Here is an 18,562-nt window from a genome sequence, read left to right on the forward strand (position 1 = left end):
GAAGACCCATGACCACTGCGACCACTCCTTCCCGAACCCGCCGGCGCACCGCCGCCGGCCATGCGCAGGCCACGCCGGCGCAAAGCTGCGTTGGCCTGGTCACGGCCTGTGCGGCCGACCGTTTCAGCGTGACCAGCGGCGGCCTGCAGGCGAACGGCCGCCGTGCAGCCAGTTGCCTGCTGGAACCCGCGGTGGGCGACACGGTCGCCTGCCTGCTGGTGGCACCCGATGAAGTCTGGGTGCTCGCGGTGCTTCAGCGCGAAGAGGGCGTGGCCAACGTGCTGCGCTGCGAAGGGCCGCTGACGCTGGCCGCGCCGGGGCTGGCACTCGAAACCGGCGCCTTCTCGCTGCGCGCCGGGCAGGCCCGCGTGACCACCGACGACGCGCAGTTCATCGGCAAGAAGCTGCAGGTGATCGGTACGGTGGTCAAGGTGGTCGGCTCGGTGCTCTCGACCGTGTTCGAGCGCGTGAGCCATTTCAGCCGCAACCACCTGCGCACCACCGAAGGCATCGACCGCGTGCATGCCACGCACGTGGAATGCGAGGCCGATCAGCTTGCCCGCATCTCGGGCCAGCATCTGCTGCTGAACGGGCAGGATCTGGTGAAGGCGCGCGGCGGCCAGATCCACTTCGGCTGACCTCGCAAAGGAGCGCATCGTGTTTGCCAACTGCCAGCTGATGGGCACCGACATGGGCTTTCCCGATGTCTGCATGACACCGGCCGCGCCCTCGCCGATCCCCATTCCGTACCCCAACATCGCGATGGGGCCGATGGCCATTCCGAACTGCCCGACCATCCTCATCATGGGCATGCCGGCGCACAACCTCGGCACCACCATTCCCATGACCAATGGCGACAACTCCGGCGTCGTGATGGGCGTGGCATCGGGCACGGTGATGGGGCCGAGCCGCCACCTGACGGCCGCTTTCACGGTACTCTTCCAGGGCATGCCGGCGACGCGGCTGACCAGCGTTTCGCTGCAGAACAGCACCAACTGCCCAGGCGTTCGCGCCGTGCCGAGCCAAGCTCTCGTGCTGCTGCTGTCGCCATGATTCATCCCTTGCCTGGAGCGCTGCCGTGATTCGAATCGTTGTGGTCACTCATCAGGGCGCGCCGGTGGCCCGGTCGCTGGCGGTGCAGTTCGGGCCCGGCGGCGGCACCATCGGCCGCGCGCCCACCAACGCGCTGGTGCTGGACGACCCCGAGCGCACGGTGTCGCGCGTGCATGCGCAGGTCGTGTGCCGCGAGGGCCACTACTTCGTGGTCGACCGCGGCAGCAACCCGATGCTGTGCAACGGCCGCCCACTCGGCGCCGGCAACGAGGTCGCGCTGCACAGCGGCGACCGGCTCGTGCTCGGCGGCTTCGAGCTTCGGGTAGAGGCCGAGCCGGAGGCGCCCATCGCACCGGCCGCTGGCGGGCCTGGCTTCGGCGATGAACTCGGCCTGGGCTTCGGCGCTGCCGTCGCCGCGCCGGCAACGGACGACGACCCCTTCGCCGACCTGCTGGCCGGCTTGGGCCCCGCACCTGCCGCACCGTCGCCCGCTCCGGCCGCGGCACGCCGGCCCGCCGACCCGATGCTGTTCCCGAATCCGCTCGAGTCCGGTGCCGGCCGCAGTGCGCAGTCCGCCGCGGACGACCCGTTTGCCGATCTGCTCGGCCCGGGGCCTGCCGCAGCACCGCGCGGGCCGGCCGCGCTCGACGATTTCTCCGACCTCGGCATTCCGTCGGCCGGCAAGGCCACGTCGATCGACGATCTGTTCGGCGGCAGCGCCGGCATGGGGGGGCTGGGCGGCGACCCGCTGGCGCTTTCACCGCTGGCCGACCCGCTGCTGCAGCCGAACACCGCGGCCCATGCCGACCCGCTGGCCGCGCTGCAGGGCACGCCGCGCCCGAGCGCCGCGCCGCGCAGCGACCATCTGCCGGTGGGGCAGTTCGGCTACGTACCGCCGCTGGCCGTGACGCCATCCGCGCCGGCCCCGGCCGCAGTCGCGTTCGACGACGAGACCGGATTGCCGATAGCAAAAGCTTCGCCACGCGTGCCCGCGCCCGTGCCTGCACCCGCGCCGGCGGTCATGCCGCCGCCCGCGCAGCGCCCCGTCGCGCCCGCAACGCCGGCGTCGGATGCCGAGTTGCTGGCCGCCTTCCTGCGCGGCCTCGGCAGCCAGCACCAGCCGCCCGACGCGCTGACGCCGGGCCTGATGGAACGCATCGGCGTCATCCTGCGCAGCTCGACCGAAGGCACGCTGCAACTGCTGCTGACGCGCCAGGAGTTCAAGCGCGAGGTGCGGGCCGAGGTCACGATGATCGCGTCGCAAGCCAACAACCCGCTCAAGTTCTCGCCAACGGTCGAGGTCGCGCTGGCGCACCTGCTGGGCCCCGGCGTGCGCGGCTTCATGCCGCCCGAGGCCGCGATGCGCGACGCCTACAACGACCTGCGCGCGCACCAGTTCGGCGTGATGGTCGGCATGCGCGCGGCGCTGGCCCATGTGATCGAGCGCTTCGCGCCCGACGAGCTCGAAAAGAAGATCGCCGCGAAGTCGGCGCTCGACAGCCTGTTCGCCGCCAACCGCAAGGCCAGGCTGTGGGATCAGTTCGTGGCGCTCTATGGCGGCATTGCCACCGAGGCCGAGGACGACTTCCACAGCCTGTTCGGCAAGGCCTTTCTCGAGGCCTACGAAGCGCAGATGGAACGCCTCAAGTCAGGCCAATGAGAAGAAGAGAGGCACCCGGGGTGGAAATCGAAATCGTCACACTGTCCAGGCAAGGCGGACGCAGCTACAACGAAGACGTGCATGGCCATTGGCACGATGACCGCTATGTCGCCTGCCTGGTGGCCGACGGCGCCGGCGGCCACGGCGGCGGCGACGTGGCAGCGGCCACCGCGCGCAGCAGCGTGCTCGGCGGCTTTGCGGCCGCGCCGGGGCTCGATGGCGCCGCGCTGCGCCGGCTGCTCGAACAGGCGAACCGCGACGTGGTGGCGCGGCAGGCCGAGGGCGGCAAGCTTGCGGCCATGCGCTCCACGGTGGTGCTGGCAGCGATCGACCTGCACGACAACCAGTTCGCCTGGGCCCACAGCGGCGACAGCCGCGCCTACTTGTTCCGTGCGGGCGCACTGGTGGCGCGCACCATCGACCACAGCCTGGTGCAGCAGATGGTGGCCGGCGGCATGATCGACGAGGAGGGCGCACGCCTGCACCCGCAGCGCAACATGCTGTTGTCGGCGCTGGGCTCGGTCGACGAACCGCCCGAGATCGCGGTGTCGGCGCCGATGCCGCTGGCGCCCGGCGACGTGCTGCTGCTGTGCAGCGATGGGGTCTGGGAACCGCTCGGTGACGACTGCCTGCGCGAGACGCTGCAGGCCTCGCGCAACCCGAGCCAGTGGGTCGACCAGCTCGACACCGAAGTCAGGGCGCGTGCCCGGCCGAACCATGACAACTACACGGCGCTCGCCGTCTGGTTCCATGCCGACGACGAGGTCACGCAGTTGCTGCCCGACACGATTCCTGCGGCCCCCTGATTCAGTCGGGCGAGGCCGCGGCGCTACTTGAAGCGCTTGGCGTACTTCCGCGAATCGGCCAGGGCACCACGCAATGGCGCGAGCGCCGTCTGCGGCAGGTTGTCGTAATGGGCCTCCGCTTCGCCTTCGGCATGCTCGGACAGCACGTAGTTCATGTTGTCGAAGCTGTAGACCCGCTTGAGCGCGCCCATGTGAACGACGCCGGGTTCGGGGCTGACGTCGAACTTGCCATCGATCTTTACCGGGATCGGCCCCATGGCGCCGCCGCGCTTGGCCAGGTCGTTCTGGAACTGGTAGATCCGTGCGATCGTCAGCGGCCCGCAATAGCCGTCCTCCACCAGGGGCTCGAGCCGGTTCACTTCGCGCGAGGTCATGTAGCGGTCGGCATAGCCGTCTTTGCGCTCGAAGTAGGTGATGTTGAGGCAGACCTGCGCCAGCATCACGTCATCGCGCATGTTCACGCCGCCGTGCCCGACCGTGTAGTCGATCGAGTAGCGGCCTTGCGCGTCAGGGTTCTTGATCGAGAACGCCATCGTCGTTCCTTCGTCTGGCGCAGACCGCCTCAGGTCACCTTGTCCACTTCGATGTCCCAGGTGAACTCCGGACCGGCCTTGAGCGCGCCCTTCTCGTCCTGGAACTTGTATTCGACCTTGATCTTCTTGCAGGCGCAGCTCACGGTTTCAACCACATCGCCGCCGCCCGAGCCACCGACCGAGACACTGGTGATGAATGCTGTGGTGAGCGTGATGGTCACGTAGTCCTGCTGGCCGTCGCCCGACTTGCGCGCCGTCAGCTTGAGCTCGTCGATGTGGGTGCCCTTGATGCAGGACTTGGCCAGGTTCGGTGAAGCCTTGTCGAAGATGTGCGTGAAGCTGAAATCGTGCGGACTCGCCTTGCCATGGCCGCCGCCGCCGCCGGAGCCGGAGCCAGAAGCGTTGGAAACGCCCCAGGCCCAGCTGAGGATGTCGATTTCCTTTTCGTGACCTTCCTTCTTGGACTCGCCTTCGATGTTGTTGGTCAACTTGCCAAAAAAGTCTGAACTCATTTCGATGCTCCTTCATGAAGCCCGTCTGTAGCGGGCGGGGTTGATCTGCGACTGAAACTGCGGGCTCTGCGCTGTCCGGCGGGTTGCCTTTCAGGGGGAGCTGCTTCTAGAACGAACGGGCGGCCGGGATTTGCAAAGACGCTTTTCAAAAAATCCCGGCCGTCTCGGCGGGCCTACTTGCCGCCCTTGGCGGACGGCAGTTTCGACACCAGTCGCAGAGACACCGTGAGGCCTTCGAGCTGGTAGTGCGGGCGCAGGAAGAACTTGGAGCTGTAGTAACCGGGGTTGCCCTCGATCTCCTCGACCACGATCTCCGCGGCTGCCAGCGGCTTGCGCGATTTGGTTTCTTCCGACGAGTTGGCCGGATCACCATCGACGTAGTTCATGATCCATTTGTTGAGCCAGCGCTGCATGTCCTCCTTCTCCTTGAAGCTGCCGACCTTGTCGCGCACGATGCACTTGAGGTAGTGCGCGAAGCGGTTGCAGGCAAAGAGGTAGGGCAGGCGTGCCGCGAGGTTGGCATTGGCGGTGGCGTCCGGGTCGTCGTATTCGGCCGGCTTGTTGAGCGACTGGGCGCCGATGAAGGCCGCGAAGTCGGAGTTCTTGCGGTGGATCAGCGAGAGCAGGCCGGCTTTCGACAGTTCTGCTTCGCGCCGGTCGCTGATGGCGATCTCGGTCGGGCATTTCTGGTCGACGCCACCGTCGTCGCTCGGGAAGGTGTGCAGCGGCAGGTTTTCCACCGCACCACCCGATTCGATGCCGCGGATGCGCGAACCCCAGCCGTAGAGCTTGTACGAGCGGTTGATGTTGGTGGCCATCGCATAGGCCGCGTTGGCCCAGGCGTAGCGGGTGTGGTCGGCGCCGGCCACGTCTTCCTCGAAGTCGAACTCCTCGACCGGATTGGTCTTGGCGCCGTAGGGCGTGCGGGCCAGGAAGCGCGGCATGCAGAGGCCAATGTACTTGGAGTCGTCGGACTCGCGCAGGCTGCGCCAGCCGGCGTATTCGGGCGTGCTGAAGATCTTGGTCAGGTCGCGCGGGTTCGCGAGCTCCTGCCACGACTCCATCTGCATCAGGTTGGGGCTGGCGCCGGTGATGAAGGGTGCATGCGCGGAGGCCGCGATCTTGGCCATTTCACCGAGCAGCTCGACATCGGGCGGGCTCTGGTCGAAGTGGTAGTCGCCGACGATGGCGCCGAAGGGCTCGCCGCCGAACTGGCCGTATTCCTGCTCGTAGATCTTCTTGAAGAGCGGGCTTTGGTCCCAGGCCGCGCCCTTGAACTTCTTCAGGGTCTTGTGCAGCTCCTTCTTCGAGACGTCCATCACCCGGATCTTGAGGTTCTCGTCGCTCTCGGTGTTGTTCACCATGTAGTGCAGGCCACGCCATGCGCTTTCGAGCTTCTGGAACTCCTCGTTGTGCAGGATCTGGTTGATCTGCTCGGTGAGCTTGGCGTCGATCGCGGCGATCATGGCCTGGATCGACTTGGTCACGTCCTTGCCGATCACGGTGCTGTTGCTCAGCGCCTGCTGCGCCAGCGTGAGCACGGCCGCTTCGACCGCGCTCTTGGCTTCGTCGCTGCGCGGCTTGAATTCCTTTTGCAGGAGCGATGAAAAGTCGCTCCCCGCAAACTCGACGTCTTTCAGTGCGCTCTGCTGTTCGAGTGCTTCGGCCATGATGCTTTCTCCTCGTGATCGGAATGGGGGTGTGGTCAGGCGGCCGGTGCGGCGGCGCCGTCTTCAGGCTTCTTGCTCGCAGCCAGGGTGGCGAGCAGCGCCGGGTCTTCCAGCACCTTGGCCAGCAGGTCTTCGGCGCCGCCCTTGCCGTCCATGTAGGTCACGAGGTTCGACAACTGCGTGCGCGCCTCGAGCAGCTTCTTGAGCGCATCGACCTTGGTCGCCACCGCGGCGGGCGAGAAGTCGTCCATGTTCTCGAAAGTGATGTCCACCTTCAGGTCGCCTTCGCCGGTGAGCGTGTTCGGCACCGAGAACGCGGCGCGCGGCTTCATGGCCTTCATGCGCGAGTCGAAGTTGTCGGTGTCGATCTCGAGGAACTTGCGGTCACCCACCGGCGCCAGCGGATCGGCGGGCTTGCCGGACAGGTCGGCCAGCACGCCCATCACGAAGGGCAACTGCACCTTCTTCTCCGCACCGTAGAGCTCCACGTCGTATTCGATCTGAACCCGTGGCGCCCGGTTGCGGGCGATGAATTTCTGACTGCTCTTGGCCATGGAAATGCTCCTTGCGGTTGGGTGCGACGGGTCGCTGAAAAAAACTTCATTCCGACGGGCGCTTGCCCGTCACGGTTTCGATGGTGTCGAGCGCGTTGGGCGCCAGGTTGGCCATGATTTCGAAGAAGCTCACGCCGATGAGCTTCTTGGCGCGTTCGATCAGGAGCGGCGCCGGGTTGCCCGGTTCAGTCTGCTCCAGGTAGCGGATCACGCGGTCGAGCATCTGGATCGCGTCCTGGCGCGTCGTGATGTCTCCGCGTGCGGCAGCGGGCCGCGCCGCTGCCGGTGCCTCGGCCGAATCGGACGCGGCCGGAGCCTCTTCGGCTTCGGCGCTGCTGCCGACGACTGCGCTGCAGGCTTGGCGCAAGGCCATGCCGATGCGTCGCAGCTGCACGAGCTCGATCGCGTCGGAGCGGCCGGTGCGCTCGCTCAGCAGGGTCTGCAGCCGGGTGACCAGGGCCGGCACGCCGAGCAGCGTCTGCACGACCTCTGGATGCTCGGCCTGGATCTCGACCAGTGCGCCGTGCACTTGCGCCGCCGAGTACGTGGCCTCGGTGCCGACGGCCGCCAGCACGTTCTGTGCGATCGCGATGTCACGGATCCTGATCGGCCCGACGCCCCGCGCCACGCCCACGCCGGCCTCGTAGAAATCGCGCAGCACCATGCTTTCGTCGGTGAGCGGGGCCAGCGCGTTGAGCCGCATCGTGGGGTCGTTGTCGTCGTCGGCATCCAGCTTTGGATGTATGCCGTCCCAGAAGGTGTCGAGCAGGCCCGTGAGCAACTGCATGCCGAAAGTGAAGCCGGTCACGCCCTGCAGGCGGGTCGACGCGCGCAGCAGCAGCACCGCGGCGCGAACGTCCTTGGCACGGCGCAGCAACGCCTGCGCCTGGTCCGACACCGTGCGCCACTCGGGTTCCACGGCGGGGATGACGGTATCGCCGAACTGTTGTTCAGGCTTGCCCTGGGCCGCCGAATCGAGCGCCGTGAAGGCTGGGTCGTACTCAAGATCTTCGCCGGTCGGCGATGCCTCGCTGATGGGTGCCTGCAAGGCCTCGACGAGTTCGGGTGTCAGCATGTTGCCTGTTCAAATTGACTGGTGATAATCAAAGATGCGTAGACACCGGTCAATGCAACGAAGGGAATAGCATGAGAGTCCTTGGTACACGCCGTTTGCCCTATGGCCGTTCTCTCGCCGCTGCCTTGCTGGTGGCGTGGATGCTTGCAGGCTGCGCCAAGCCGCCCGTCGTGATCGTGACGCCGGTGGCCATGACGGTGGCGGCCGGCGCCGACGCCAACCCCGATGCGCGCGGCCGCGCTTCGCCGCTCACGGTTCGCGTCTACGCGCTCAAGTCGGCCGGCCCGTTCGAAGCAGCCGACTTCTTCTCGCTGTTCGAAAAAGACACGGCCACGCTCGGCGCCGAACTGGTGCAGCGCGAAGAGATGCTGCTGCGCCCCGGCGAAAGCAAGAAGATCGAGATGACCTTGCCGGCCGATGCCAAGGCGATCGGCGTGATGGCGGCCTACCGCGATCTGGATCGCGCGCGCTGGCGCGAGGTGCGGGCGGTCGAGCCCGGCAAGCCGCTGGTGCTGACCGTGACCCTCGGCGCCCGCCAGATCAGGATCGACCCCGCGAAGTAACGGGAAGGCGCGCTTCACCGGAGCTGCCGCGCCGGGCGCGCCAGCGACTGGTCGTCCGGCAGAAAGCGCTGGAACAGGTCGGTGGCAAACGCGCCCTGGTCCGCCTCCGACGCGGCGGCCGTCAGGTAGAGGCCGCGCCATGGCGCACCCGCTCCCGGCGCGAATAGCTGATCGACCAGTGCGGCCAGATCCGCTTGCAGCGCCACCACCTGCTCGACCCAGCGAAGAATCGCCAGGCGCGCTGCCGGATCGGGCTGGTCGCGCACCAGCGCCATGCCCAGCGCCTGAAGCCGCGCCGACAGCGGCGCAAACAACGCGTCAAGGCGCGGTGCGCCGCCGCCGCTGCCGGCATCCGGTTCGATGAAGCAGTGACCCAGCGCCTGTGCGAGGACCTCCGGTTGCAGTCCGGCGCGCACCTCGGCATAACCCTGCAAGCGCTCGAGCCCGGTGACCACCACGTAGACCGGCAATTGCAGCTGCAGCAACTGCGCTGCTTCCCGTGCCAGTGCTGCGAGCCTGCGCGGCGCCTGCGGCAGTGCCTTCGCAGCGACGCACACCACCACGCCGTTCAGCGGCAAGGCCGGGCGTTGTTCGGCCAGCGTCAGGAGCCCCTGGAGCCAGAGGCTGCGCGCCCCGCTGTCTGCTGTGTCTTCGGCGATGCCGGGGCCGGGCGCGATGGCGGTCATGGCGGGCTGCGTCCAGGCCTGCCAGGGTGTGGATGCGGTTTCCTTCTGTGGCAGGGCATTGCCGGCCTGAAGCAGTCCCGCCACGTTGGCGGCTGCGTCACCGACAAAGAGGAATCGGGGATGCAGCGCATCGGATGTGCCCGGCGCGGTGCCTGCAGGCGGTGGCGCAGCTGGCGGTGTATCGGCGGCACCGTGGCCGAGTTCGGCAAGACGCGTGTGCAGCAACCGGCGGCGTTGCCAGCGCCGATGCCCGAGCGTCCACCACCAGAGCAGTGCGAAGCCGACCGCGCAGCCCAGGGGCAGCAGCCAGAATTGCGCGGGCAGCGAGTGCAGGACTTGATCGAGCGTGGTGGCCATGTTCTCAGCGCTCGGTGGTTTCCAGGAACACGAACTCGGCGACCGGCCGCTCCGGATCCTTGTTGGCCGTCAACGATCCGCGCAGGCGCAGCAGGTAGTCGGAGGCCAGCTCGAAGGGCGGCCGGTCGGCGTTTTCGCTGAACGCCAATGGCGAGGCGAGCGCCGTCACCAGCACGGTGCCGAACGGCGGGCTGACCAGCCAGCTCGAAGGAATGTCCTGGCCCAGCTCGACCTGCTCGCCAGCGGCGAGCCGCCGTGGGCTGCGCCCGGCGTTGAAATGCAGCACCGAGCCATCGGCCGTGTAGTAGTCCACCCACAGGTGGCCATCGAAGTTGGGCTGCGTCACTTGCAGCAGCACCAACTCGCCCTCGCGCAGCCGGCCATCGCGGGCGCTCTTGACGTTGATGGCCAGGCCGCGCTGCTTGTCGCGGTTGCGTGCCTGGTAGGGCTTCAGCATGGCCACCACTTCGCAATGCGGCCACACGCGCAATGCCAGTGCGACGTTCGCCGACTTCACGCCGGGCAGCGCCGCGATCTCGCCGCGCACGCGCTCCAAGTCAGCGGGCAGCGAGACGAAGCCGCGCACCTCGGCGACCCCGCCGTCGGAAACCGTGGCGGAGAGATCCGCGCAGGCGTAGGCCTGGAGCCGCTGGTCGACGCGCTGCGCCAGCAGTGACGACATGTCGCGGGGCCCGGTCAGCAACAGCCAGAGCAGGGTGACCAGTGGTGTCAGCAGCGCCAGCGCCGCGCCGGCCCGCAGGATCGAACGTTCGCGCTGCTCGGGCTGCCGCAGCGTCGGCGGGGCGGGGGCCGCATAGGGTTGCGGCGTGATGTGATCCTGCGCGAGCGTCGCCAGGGTCAGCGGCGGCACCGCCAGTTGCTGGCCGTGCAGCGCCTTGAGCTTGCCGAGTTCGCCGCTGTCGTTGCTCTCGAAGTAATACTGGCCGGTGAAGCCGTTCGCCAGGGCGTACCAATAGACCTCGCGCAACTCGCCATCCTCGGCTTGCAGCGCAGAGAGGTGGTGGAAGAACTCGCTGTGCGCGTTGTTGGAGTTGAAAAGCTGCACCTGCAGCGGCGTGGTGCGGGCGTTCCAGTCCGGGTCGCGCGCGAGGATCTCGTCGAGCCACGCGACCAGCGCGAACGAGGCCGATTCGAGTTCGCCGGGGCGATGCCCCGCCGCGGTAGCGTGCTCGCGCGCCCGCTCGAGCAGGTCCAGCGCCTGCTTCTGCGTGTCGCCGACCGATGCATGAGGGTGTCGTGCCTGGATTGCCGCATCCAGTTCGAGACCGAGCGAGAACAGTGGGCGGAAGAAATCGAGCAGGCGAGGCATGGATGCTCGCGGCTACCCTTCGATGGCGGGAGCGTCGTGTTTGCGCCGGTGTCGATGGCACATGCCGTGATCCCCGTCCATGTAGAAGTGCGACCAATTCTTTCAATGGCACCGGACGCGCACCATATCGCTTGGGGACTATGTCGTTCGGGCGGAGCAATTGGCTTGCTGCGCGCGGCAATCACCGCTATCTTCGGTCGAGTTAACAATTGCTGCCGGGGGTGCCCCATGAAAATCCTGATCGCCGATGACCACCGGCTCGTCATCGAAGCGGTCAAGGCCAAGCTGGCGGAGATCGAGCCCGACATCGAGTTCGTGCTCGCCATGAGCGTCGACGAGTTGCTCGCTGGCGCCTCCGATGAACTCGACCTGGCCGTGATCGACCTCAACATGCCCGGCGCCGATGGCCAGGCGCACATCGAGGAAATCCGCCGCCGCCACCCGGCCGTGCCTGTGATCGTGCTGTCGGGCTACGAAGATCCGGCGGTCATGCGCAGCGCGCTCGAGCGTGGCGTGCTCGGCTTCATTCCGAAGGCCTATTCGCCGGAAGTCATGATTTCAGCGGTTCGGCTGGTGCTGGCCGGCGGTGTGTATGTGCCGCCGATGATGCTGTCGGCCTTGCCGCCGGGCATCGTGGCCGGCGTGCCGGCCAAGACCACGACCGACACGGCGGCGCCGCGCCCTGCCAGTGCGCAGACGCTCGAACACCTGCGCAACGTGCTGACCGAGCGTCAGGTCGAAGTGCTGCAACTCCTGTCCCAGGGCAAGCCCAACAAGCTGATCGGCCGCGCGCTTGGCATCAGCGAAGGCACGGTCAAGATTCATCTGGCGGCGATCTTCCGCGCGCTCAATGTCCGCAATCGCACCGAGGCGGTGGTGGCTGCGCAGACGCTGACCGAAGCCCAGATGTAGTCCGGCTGCAGCGGGCGCTATGCTCGCCCGCATGATTCCGGATCTTTCCCGCTTCGACGCCGCGATCGTCGATCTCGACGGCACCATGGTCGACACGCTCGGCGATTTCGTCGTGGCGCTGAACCTGATGCTGGCCGACCTCGGGTTGCCGAAGGTGGCGCCCGAGACCGTCAGGCCACTGGTCGGCAAGGGCTCGGAACACCTGATTCTTTCGGTGCTCGACCACGTGCTGGCGCCCGCGCAAGCGTCCGCAGTGCAGCAGCGCTTCGATGCGGCCTGGGCGCGCTATCAGCATCACTACAGCCACGTCAACGGCCTGCATTCGGCCGTGTACCCGGGCGTGGTCGAGGGTCTGCGGGCGCTGCGTTCGCACGGACTTCGGCTCGCCTGCCTCACCAACAAGCCCACCGCCTTCGCCAAGGTACTGCTGGCGGCCAAGGGCCTCGACGGCTTTTTCGCCACCGTGTTCGGCGGCGATGCATTCGAGCGCAAGAAGCCCGACCCGTTGCCCTTGCGCAAGACCTGCGAGGCGCTCGGCAGCAAGCCGGCGCGCACGCTGATGCTCGGCGATTCGAGCAACGATGCGCGCGCCGCGCGCGCGGCGGGTTGCCCGGTGGTGCTGGTGAGCTACGGCTACAACCACGGCGAGCCGGTGCGCGGCGTCGACGCCGACGGTTTTGTCGACTCGCTGGAAGAGCTCAGCTCTTTCCGAGCAGCGCGTCCTTGAGCTTCCAGTCGGCCGGTGCCGGGCCGAGCCAGATGCGCATCAGCGCGTTGAAGAAGGCGGCCTCCTTGATCGGCTCGCCCTGCGCAACGCCCCGCACCGTTATCACCGTGCCGGTGCCCGGCAGCCAGTCGATGGTGAAGGTGTCTCCGGTCTTGAGCACCTTCTGGTCGGCAAACATCTGGCCCATGCGCAGCAGGCCGGGCACCAGTTGTGCGAACTCGCTGCGTGGCGAGTTGTCTTCGACGCCGCGCGTGAACAGCTTGCCGAGCTCGTTCGCCTCGATGTCGCGCAGCATCGTGATGGTCATGCGCTTCGGCCCGGTGGCGGCCAGCACTTCTTCGGGCGTGCCGGCCTTCTGGCCCAGGTAGAGGCCGGCGGTGTAGACCTTGAATACGGCCTTGTAGCGGACGCCGGCGCCGTTGAGCTGCAGCTTGCTGCCGCGCAGTTCGATGCCGTCTTCGAGTTTGACGCCTGCGACGTCGACCTGGGCGGCCGACGCGCCGAGCGTGCAGAGGGAAGCCACCGCAAGCAGGATCGCAGGGATCGAGCGCTGGAAGGCAGACTGGAGCATGGGTTTGTCCTTGGTTATGGAAACGAGCGACTCCATCCCTGAATGTATCAATTTGTACACGTATTGTCGCTCAGCTAAACTCCGCGCTCCATGTTCATTCATCACGTCATCCAGACAGGTCAAGGCGCCCGGGGAGCCTGGCCCTGGCGTCGCCCGTCGTCGCTGTCTTCTTGATTGCACGGCGCACGCCGTGCGCCCGCGGCGCCTGATCGCAGCATCGACTCAGGGCCAAACGTGAATGACCCAGCCACCGGCCGTCCAGCGCCGGGCGGCAGACGGAGAGAGACCCCGTGATCACCGAACTCGAATTCAAAAGCCTCAGCGCGCAGGGCTACAACCGCATTCCGCTGATGGTCGAGGCCTTTGCCGACCTCGAAACCCCGCTCTCGCTGTATCTCAAGCTCGCGCACACCAAGGACGGCGGCAAGTACAGCTTCCTGCTCGAATCCGTCGTCGGCGGCGAGCGCTTCGGCCGCTACAGCTTCATCGGCCTGCCGGCCCGCACGCTGATCCGCGCCAGCGGTTTCGGCGCGCAAGCGCGCACAGAGGTCGTGACCGACGGCCAGGTGGTCGAAACCGCCGACGGCAACCCGCTCGATTTCATCGAGGCCTATCAAAAGCGCTTCAAGGTGGCGCTGCGGCCCGGCCTGCCGCGCTTTTGCGGCGGGCTGGCCGGCTACTTCGGCTACGACGCGGTGCGCTACATCGAGAAAAAGCTCGAAAAAACCTGCCCGCCCGATACGCTGGGCTGCCCCGACATCATGCTGCTGCAGTGCGAAGAGCTGGCCGTCATCGACAACCTCTCGGGCAAGCTCTACCTGATCGTCTACGCCGACCCGACGCGGCCCGAGGCCTACACCAACGCCAAGCGGCGCCTGCGCGAATTGCGCGACCAGCTCAAGTATTCGGTCGCTGCGCCCCAGGTCAAGCCGAGCCAGCCGCATCCGGTGGAGCGCTCTTTCGCCAAGGCCGATTACCTCGCCGCGGTCGAGCGTGCCAAGGAGCTGATCGCCGGCGGCGATTTCATGCAGGTGCAGATCGGCCAGCGCATCAGCAAGCGCTACACCGAGTCGCCGCTGTCGCTGTACCGGGCGCTGCGCTCGATGAATCCGTCGCCCTACATGTTCTATTACCACCTGGGCGATTTCCACGTGGTCGCGGCTTCGCCGGAGATCCTGGTGCGCCAGGAAAACATTGCCGACGGCGAGCAGAAGGTGACCATTCGCCCGCTCGCCGGCACGCGCCCGCGTGGCGCCTCGATCGAGCTCGACAAGGCGGCCGAGGTCGAGCTCATCAACGATCCGAAGGAGCGCGCCGAGCACGTGATGCTGATCGACCTGGCGCGCAACGACATCGGCCGCATCGCGAAGATCGGCACGGTGAAAGTCACCGAAGCCTTCGCGGTCGAGCGCTACAGCCACGTGATGCACATCGTGAGCAACGTCGAGGGCACGCTGAAGGACGGCATGACCGCGATCGACGTGCTCAAGGCGACCTTTCCGGCCGGCACGCTGACCGGCGCGCCCAAGGTGCACGCGATGGAACTCATCGACGAACTGGAGCCGACCAAGCGCGGGCTCTACGGCGGCGCCTGCGGCTACATCAGCTACGCGGGCGACATGGACGTGGCGATCACCATCCGCACCGGCATCATCAAGAACCAGGTGCTGCACGTGCAGGCCGCTGCAGGCGTGGTGGCCGATTCGGTGCCTGAACTCGAGTGGAAGGAAACCGAGGCCAAGGCGCGCGCGCTGCTGCGCGCGGCCGAGCTGGTCGAGGAGGGTCTGGAATGAGCGTCCACGAAAGCGTCAACGACTTCTCGCACGAGATCATCGGCGCTGCCGTCGAGGTGCAGCGCGTGCTCGGCACGGGGCTCGTCGAATCGGCCTACGCCGCAGCGCTCGAAGTCGAACTCGCCGAGCGCGAGATCGGCTTCCAGCGTGACGTTCCGCTCTCGGCGCACTACAAGCAGCGCGATCTCGGCGAGGTGTACCGCGCCGATTTCGTGGTCGAGCAGTCGGTCATCGTCGAGCTGCGCGCCGTCGAGGTGCTGACCGACCTGCACCGCGCGCAGGTGATGGCCGCGCTGCGGCTCTCGGGCCTGAAGCTCGGCCTGCTGATCAACTTCAATGTGTTCCCCGTCGTCAAAGGCGTCCACCGGATCGTGAGCAAGCCATGAAAGTCTTGATGATCGACAACTACGACTCGTTCACCTACAACATCGTCCAGTACCTGGGCGAGCTGGGGGCCGAGGTCGAGGTGCAGCGCAACGACGAGATCAGCGTGGCGCAGATCGGCGAGCGCATCGCAGCCGGCGTGACGCGGCTCGTGGTGTCGCCCGGGCCCTGTTCGCCGGCCGAGGCGGGCGTGTCGGTGCCGGCCATCACGGCCTTTGCCGGCAAGCTGCCGATCCTGGGTGTCTGCCTCGGCCACCAGGCCATCGGCGCGGCGTTCGGCGGCAGGATCATCCGCGCGCAGCAGCTCATGCACGGCAAGACCAGCGAGATCACGACCACCCGCGAAGGCGTGTTCGCGGGGCTGCCGGAGAAGTTCACGGTAAACCGCTACCACTCGCTCGCGATCGAGCGCGAGAGCTGCCCCGAGGCGCTGGCCATCACCGCCTGGACGTACGACGGCGAGATCATGGGCGTGCGCCACACCGGCTTTGCGCACGACGTGCGCATCGAAGGCGTGCAGTTCCATCCGGAGTCCATCCTCACCGAGCACGGCCACGCGATGCTCAGGAATTTTCTGGCCTGACGGCGGACGCTGGAGGCGAAGATGACCCACGAAACCACGGTCGACCTGCGCAGCGACACCGTCACGCAGCCGACCCCCGCGATGCGCGCCGCCATGGCCGCGGCACCGCTCGGCGACGACGTGTTCGGCACCGACCCGAGCGTCAACGCGCTGCAGGACAAGATCGCCACCATGCTCGGCTTCGAGGCGGCGCTGTTCGTGCCGACCGGCACGCAGAGCAACCTGTGCGCGATCCTGTCGCACTGTGGTCGCGGCGACGAGTACATCGTGGGCCAGATGGCGCACTGTTACCGCTGGGAAGGCGGCGGCGCCGCGGTGTTCGGCAGCGTGCAGCCCCAGCCGCTCGATCACGCGGCCGACGGCACGCTGCCGCTCGCGCAGATCGAGGCCGCGATCAAGCCCGACGATGCGCACTTTGCGCGCACCAAACTGCTCGCGCTGGAGAACACGCTGGGGGGCAGGCTGTTGCCGTTCGGCTACGTGCAGGCCGCGACCGCGTTGGCGAAGTCGAGGGGCCTGCAATGCCATCTCGACGGCGCGCGCCTCTTCAACGCGGCCGTCGCACAAGCTGCGGGCGCGGGCAGCGATGCCCGCGCCGAGGCCCGCCGCATCGCACAATGCTTCGACAGCGTCTCGGTCTGCTTCAGCAAGGGCCTGGGTGCGCCGATCGGCTCGGCGCTTTGCGGGTCGCGCGAGTTCATCGCGCGCGCGCACCGCATCCGCAAGATGGCGGGTGGCGGCATGCGCCAAGCCGGACTGCTGGCGGCAGCGGCGTCGCATGCGCTGGACCATCACGTCGAGCGCCTGGCCGACGATCACGCGCTGGCACAACGCCTTGCAAGCGGCCTGGCCGGCATCGACGGCTTCGTGGTCGAGCCGCCGCAAACCAACATCGTCTTCGTCGACCTCGAAGGCGCGGCCAAGGCGCGCTCGGCCGCGCTCATGGCTTATCTCGGCGAGCAACGCATCCTCGCCACCGGCTTGTACAAGCTGCGCTTCGTCACGCACCTGGACGTCGATGCCGCCGGCGTCGATCGCGCCGTGCGTGCAATCCGCGGCTTCTTCCAGGGTTGAACGACGCCATGCCCGATCTTTCGCATCTGCTGGTCTTCATCGCGGCCGGCTGGCTGCTGAACCTGACGCCCGGCCCGGACGTGTTCTATATCGTGACGAACGCACTGCGCTCGGGCGCACGCGCCGGCATCGTGGCAGGGCTCGGCATCACCGCAGGCTGCTTCGTGCACATCGGCGCGGCCGCGCTGGGCGTGGGCACGCTGCTCGCGACCTCGGTTCATGCGTTCACCCTGCTCAAGTACATCGGTGCGGCCTACCTGTTGTACATGGGCATCCGCATGGTGCTGTCGAAGACGCCCCCGGCGGCCGATCTCGCGGCGATGGCCGCCGCTGGCGAAGCACGCAGCCTGCGGGCCGTCTTCATGGGCGGCTTCTGGACCAACGTGCTGAACCCGAAGGTCGCGCTGTTCTTCCTTGCCTTCGTGCCGCAGTTCATTGCGCCCGACGCCGGCAACAAGGCGCTGGCCTTCGTGCTGCTCGGCGTGCTGTTCAACCTCAATGCCATTCCCGTGAACTCAGGCTGGGCGCTGGCCGGCGCCTGGATGGCGCGCCGCAGCGCGGTGCAAAAGGGCCTGCACTGGCTCGATCGCGTGGCCGGCGCGCTGTTCATCGGGTTCGGCATCAAGCTGGCCCTGTCCGACGCGCCCGCTGCGCGCTGACGCTACTCATTCAAGGAGACACACCATGCCCATCACCCCGCAGGAAGCGCTGCAGCGCACCATCGAGCACCGCGAGGTCTTCCACGACGAGATGCTGCACATCGTGCGGCTCATCATGAGTGGCGAATGCTCGCCCGTGATGATGGCCGCGCTGATCACCGGCCTGCGCGTCAAGAAGGAAACCATCGGCGAGATCACCGCCGCTGCGCAGGTGATGCGCGAGGTGTCGACCAAGGTGCCGGTGACCGACACCACCCACCTCGTCGACATCGTCGGTACGGGTGGCGACGGTTCGCACACTTTCAACATCTCGACCTGCTCGATGTTCGTCGCGGCTGCGGCGGGTGCCAAGGTCAGCAAGCACGGCGGGCGCAGCGTGTCGAGCAAGTCGGGCAGCGCCGATGTGCTGGAGTCGCTCGGCGTCAACATCAACCTCAAGCCGGATCAGATCGCGAAGTGCATAGAAGACGTCGGCATCGGCTTCATGTTCGCGCCGAACCATCACCCGGCGATGAAGAACGTGGCGCCGGTGCGCAAGGAGCTGGGCATCAAGACCATCTTCAACATCCTCGGCCCGCTGACCAACCCGGCCGGCGCACCGAACATGCTGATGGGCGTGTTCCATGCCGACCTGGTCGGCATCCAGGTGCGCGCGTTACAGCGGCTCGGTACCGAGCATGCCTTGGTGGTTTACGGGCGCGATGGCATGGACGAGATCTCGCTGGGCGCAGCCACGCTGGTCGGCGAACTCAAGAACGGCGAAATCCGCGAGTACGAACTGCACCCGGAAGACTTCGGCTTCGCGATGTCCAGCAACCGTGCGTTGCGCGTGGAAACGCCCGAGCAATCGATGGCCATGCTGTTGGGCGTGCTCGACAACCAGCCCGGCGCGGCGCGCGACATCGTGGTGCTCAACGCCGGCGCGGCGCTGTATGCGGCGAACGTGGTCGACTCGGTGGCGGCCGGCGTCGACAAGGCCCGCGCAGCGATCGAATCCGGCGCGGCGAAGGCCAAGCTGGCTGCACTGGTCAAGGCCACGACGGCGGCAGGAGCGAACTGA

General features: G+C 67.2%; 21 protein-coding genes. 13 read left to right on the top strand and 8 right to left on the bottom strand.

The annotated features are described in order from the left end of the window. Window positions 1–8: 8 nt before the first annotated feature. From QTI05_RS11810 to QTI05_RS11825, 4 genes are read left to right on the top strand one after another with little or no spacing between them, the layout of a single operon-like run. A complete protein-coding gene (locus QTI05_RS11810; protein WP_286624587.1) occupies window positions 9–638 on the top strand; it encodes a DUF3540 domain-containing protein in 630 nt (209 codons plus the stop codon). A 19-nt stretch (window positions 639–657) separates the two neighbouring features. Next, entirely contained in the window at window positions 658–1,053 is a 396-nt protein-coding gene (locus QTI05_RS11815) for a DUF4150 domain-containing protein (RefSeq protein WP_286539840.1), read from the top strand. 25 nt (window positions 1,054–1,078) lie between these two features. Beyond that, window positions 1,079–2,713: a type VI secretion system-associated FHA domain protein TagH gene (tagH, locus tag QTI05_RS11820; protein ID WP_286624588.1), complete on the top strand. Its 1,635-nt coding sequence runs from the start codon at window positions 1,079–1,081 to the stop codon at window positions 2,711–2,713. A 20-nt stretch (window positions 2,714–2,733) separates the two neighbouring features. Next, window positions 2,734–3,519: a PP2C family protein-serine/threonine phosphatase gene (locus tag QTI05_RS11825; protein ID WP_286539838.1), complete on the top strand. Its 786-nt coding sequence runs from the start codon at window positions 2,734–2,736 to the stop codon at window positions 3,517–3,519. Between the two features lie 23 nt (window positions 3,520–3,542). Here QTI05_RS11825 and QTI05_RS11830 read toward each other — a convergent pair whose 3' ends face one another. The 5 genes from QTI05_RS11830 to tssA all read right to left on the bottom strand — a co-directional run bounded on the left by QTI05_RS11830 (window position 3,543) and on the right by tssA (window position 7,863). Beyond that, on the bottom strand, window positions 3,543–4,052 hold the full coding sequence (locus tag QTI05_RS11830; RefSeq protein ID WP_286539836.1) for a hypothetical protein: 510 nt from the start codon (window positions 4,050–4,052) through the stop codon (window positions 3,543–3,545). A 29-nt stretch (window positions 4,053–4,081) separates the two neighbouring features. Beyond that, the gene (locus tag QTI05_RS11835) at window positions 4,082–4,564 is read right to left on the bottom strand and encodes an Hcp family type VI secretion system effector (RefSeq protein WP_286539835.1); all 483 of its coding nucleotides are present in this window, start codon (window positions 4,562–4,564) and stop codon (window positions 4,082–4,084) included. 173 nt (window positions 4,565–4,737) lie between these two features. Next, the gene (gene tssC, locus QTI05_RS11840) at window positions 4,738–6,234 is read right to left on the bottom strand and encodes a type VI secretion system contractile sheath large subunit (protein ID WP_286624589.1); all 1,497 of its coding nucleotides are present in this window, start codon (window positions 6,232–6,234) and stop codon (window positions 4,738–4,740) included. Window positions 6,235–6,269: 35 nt separating this feature from the next. Further along, window positions 6,270–6,788, bottom strand: a complete 519-nt coding sequence (gene tssB / locus QTI05_RS11845) for a type VI secretion system contractile sheath small subunit (RefSeq protein WP_286539833.1) — start codon at window positions 6,786–6,788, stop codon at window positions 6,270–6,272. Between the two features lie 46 nt (window positions 6,789–6,834). Continuing rightward, the gene (tssA, locus tag QTI05_RS11850) at window positions 6,835–7,863 is read right to left on the bottom strand and encodes a type VI secretion system protein TssA (protein WP_286624590.1); all 1,029 of its coding nucleotides are present in this window, start codon (window positions 7,861–7,863) and stop codon (window positions 6,835–6,837) included. Between the two features lie 71 nt (window positions 7,864–7,934). Between tssA and tssJ the strand changes: the two genes are divergently transcribed. After that, window positions 7,935–8,426, top strand: coding sequence for a type VI secretion system lipoprotein TssJ (tssJ, locus tag QTI05_RS11855; RefSeq protein WP_286624591.1), 492 nt, complete (start codon window positions 7,935–7,937; stop codon window positions 8,424–8,426). A gap of 14 nt (window positions 8,427–8,440) precedes the next feature. Here the strand turns inward: tssJ and QTI05_RS11860 are convergent, their stop codons facing one another. Continuing rightward, a complete protein-coding gene (locus QTI05_RS11860) occupies window positions 8,441–9,469 on the bottom strand; it encodes a type VI secretion system protein (RefSeq protein WP_286624592.1) in 1,029 nt (342 codons plus the stop codon). 4 nt (window positions 9,470–9,473) lie between these two features. After that, window positions 9,474–10,799, bottom strand: coding sequence for a DotU family type IV/VI secretion system protein (locus QTI05_RS11865; protein ID WP_286624594.1), 1,326 nt, complete (start codon window positions 10,797–10,799; stop codon window positions 9,474–9,476). A 228-nt stretch (window positions 10,800–11,027) separates the two neighbouring features. Between QTI05_RS11865 and QTI05_RS11870 the strand changes: the two genes are divergently transcribed. Next, complete coding sequence (locus QTI05_RS11870) at window positions 11,028–11,711, top strand: response regulator (protein ID WP_286624595.1); 684 nt, start codon at window positions 11,028–11,030, stop codon at window positions 11,709–11,711. 19 nt (window positions 11,712–11,730) lie between these two features. After that, window positions 11,731–12,438, top strand: coding sequence for a phosphoglycolate phosphatase (gene gph, locus QTI05_RS11875; protein ID WP_286624596.1), 708 nt, complete (start codon window positions 11,731–11,733; stop codon window positions 12,436–12,438). Here the strand turns inward: gph and QTI05_RS11880 are convergent. Next, the gene (locus QTI05_RS11880) at window positions 12,410–13,009 is read right to left on the bottom strand and encodes a chalcone isomerase family protein (RefSeq protein ID WP_286539825.1); all 600 of its coding nucleotides are present in this window, start codon (window positions 13,007–13,009) and stop codon (window positions 12,410–12,412) included. The two genes, gph and QTI05_RS11880, sit on opposite strands and share 29 nt — an antisense overlap. A 290-nt stretch (window positions 13,010–13,299) precedes the next feature. Between QTI05_RS11880 and trpE the strand changes: the two genes are divergently transcribed. From trpE to trpD, 6 genes are read left to right on the top strand one after another with little or no spacing between them, the layout of a single operon-like run. Further along, window positions 13,300–14,802 carry an anthranilate synthase component I gene (trpE, locus tag QTI05_RS11885; RefSeq protein ID WP_286539824.1) on the top strand — a complete coding sequence of 501 codons (1,503 nt, stop codon included), beginning with the start codon at window positions 13,300–13,302 and terminating at the stop codon, window positions 14,800–14,802. After that, the gene (locus tag QTI05_RS11890; protein WP_286539823.1) at window positions 14,799–15,188 is read left to right on the top strand and encodes a GxxExxY protein; all 390 of its coding nucleotides are present in this window, start codon (window positions 14,799–14,801) and stop codon (window positions 15,186–15,188) included. The genes trpE and QTI05_RS11890 overlap by 4 nt, the downstream gene beginning before the upstream one ends. Next, on the top strand, window positions 15,185–15,769 hold the full coding sequence (locus QTI05_RS11895) for an anthranilate synthase component II (RefSeq protein WP_286624597.1): 585 nt from the start codon (window positions 15,185–15,187) through the stop codon (window positions 15,767–15,769). Before QTI05_RS11890 ends, QTI05_RS11895 begins: the two co-directional genes overlap by 4 nt. A gap of 21 nt (window positions 15,770–15,790) precedes the next feature. Next, a complete protein-coding gene (gene ltaE / locus QTI05_RS11900) occupies window positions 15,791–16,843 on the top strand; it encodes a low-specificity L-threonine aldolase (RefSeq protein ID WP_286624599.1) in 1,053 nt (350 codons plus the stop codon). Between the two features lie 8 nt (window positions 16,844–16,851). Beyond that, window positions 16,852–17,502 carry a LysE family translocator gene (locus QTI05_RS11905; RefSeq protein ID WP_286539817.1) on the top strand — a complete coding sequence of 217 codons (651 nt, stop codon included), beginning with the start codon at window positions 16,852–16,854 and terminating at the stop codon, window positions 17,500–17,502. 25 nt (window positions 17,503–17,527) lie between these two features. After that, on the top strand, window positions 17,528–18,562 hold the full coding sequence (gene trpD / locus QTI05_RS11910) for an anthranilate phosphoribosyltransferase (RefSeq protein ID WP_286624601.1): 1,035 nt from the start codon (window positions 17,528–17,530) through the stop codon (window positions 18,560–18,562).

Source organism: Variovorax fucosicus (genome assembly GCF_030316825.1).
Taxonomy (GTDB): domain Bacteria; phylum Pseudomonadota; class Gammaproteobacteria; order Burkholderiales; family Burkholderiaceae_C; genus Variovorax; species Variovorax fucosicus.

Excerpts from the sequence above, each read along its gene's own strand:
- QTI05_RS11810 (WP_286624587.1), top strand. The coding sequence starts at position 9 with ATGACCACTGCGACCACTCCTTCCCGAACCCGCCGGCGCACCGCCGCC.
- QTI05_RS11830 (WP_286539836.1), bottom strand. The coding sequence starts at position 4,052 with ATGGCGTTCTCGATCAAGAACCCTGACGCGCAAGGCCGCTACTCGATC.
- QTI05_RS11835 (WP_286539835.1), bottom strand. The coding sequence starts at position 4,564 with ATGAGTTCAGACTTTTTTGGCAAGTTGACCAACAACATCGAAGGCGAG.
- tssC (WP_286624589.1), bottom strand. The coding sequence starts at position 6,234 with ATGGCCGAAGCACTCGAACAGCAGAGCGCACTGAAAGACGTCGAGTTT.
- tssB (WP_286539833.1), bottom strand. The coding sequence starts at position 6,788 with ATGGCCAAGAGCAGTCAGAAATTCATCGCCCGCAACCGGGCGCCACGG.
- tssA (WP_286624590.1), bottom strand. The coding sequence starts at position 7,863 with ATGCTGACACCCGAACTCGTCGAGGCCTTGCAGGCACCCATCAGCGAG.
- tssJ (WP_286624591.1), top strand. The coding sequence starts at position 7,935 with ATGAGAGTCCTTGGTACACGCCGTTTGCCCTATGGCCGTTCTCTCGCC.
- QTI05_RS11860 (WP_286624592.1), bottom strand. The coding sequence starts at position 9,469 with ATGGCCACCACGCTCGATCAAGTCCTGCACTCGCTGCCCGCGCAATTC.
- QTI05_RS11865 (WP_286624594.1), bottom strand. The coding sequence starts at position 10,799 with ATGCCTCGCCTGCTCGATTTCTTCCGCCCACTGTTCTCGCTCGGTCTC.
- QTI05_RS11870 (WP_286624595.1), top strand. The coding sequence starts at position 11,028 with ATGAAAATCCTGATCGCCGATGACCACCGGCTCGTCATCGAAGCGGTC.
- gph (WP_286624596.1), top strand. The coding sequence starts at position 11,731 with ATGCTCGCCCGCATGATTCCGGATCTTTCCCGCTTCGACGCCGCGATC.
- QTI05_RS11880 (WP_286539825.1), bottom strand. The coding sequence starts at position 13,009 with ATGCTCCAGTCTGCCTTCCAGCGCTCGATCCCTGCGATCCTGCTTGCG.
- QTI05_RS11890 (WP_286539823.1), top strand. The coding sequence starts at position 14,799 with ATGAGCGTCCACGAAAGCGTCAACGACTTCTCGCACGAGATCATCGGC.
- QTI05_RS11895 (WP_286624597.1), top strand. The coding sequence starts at position 15,185 with ATGAAAGTCTTGATGATCGACAACTACGACTCGTTCACCTACAACATC.
- ltaE (WP_286624599.1), top strand. The coding sequence starts at position 15,791 with ATGACCCACGAAACCACGGTCGACCTGCGCAGCGACACCGTCACGCAG.
- QTI05_RS11905 (WP_286539817.1), top strand. The coding sequence starts at position 16,852 with ATGCCCGATCTTTCGCATCTGCTGGTCTTCATCGCGGCCGGCTGGCTG.
- trpD (WP_286624601.1), top strand. The coding sequence starts at position 17,528 with ATGCCCATCACCCCGCAGGAAGCGCTGCAGCGCACCATCGAGCACCGC.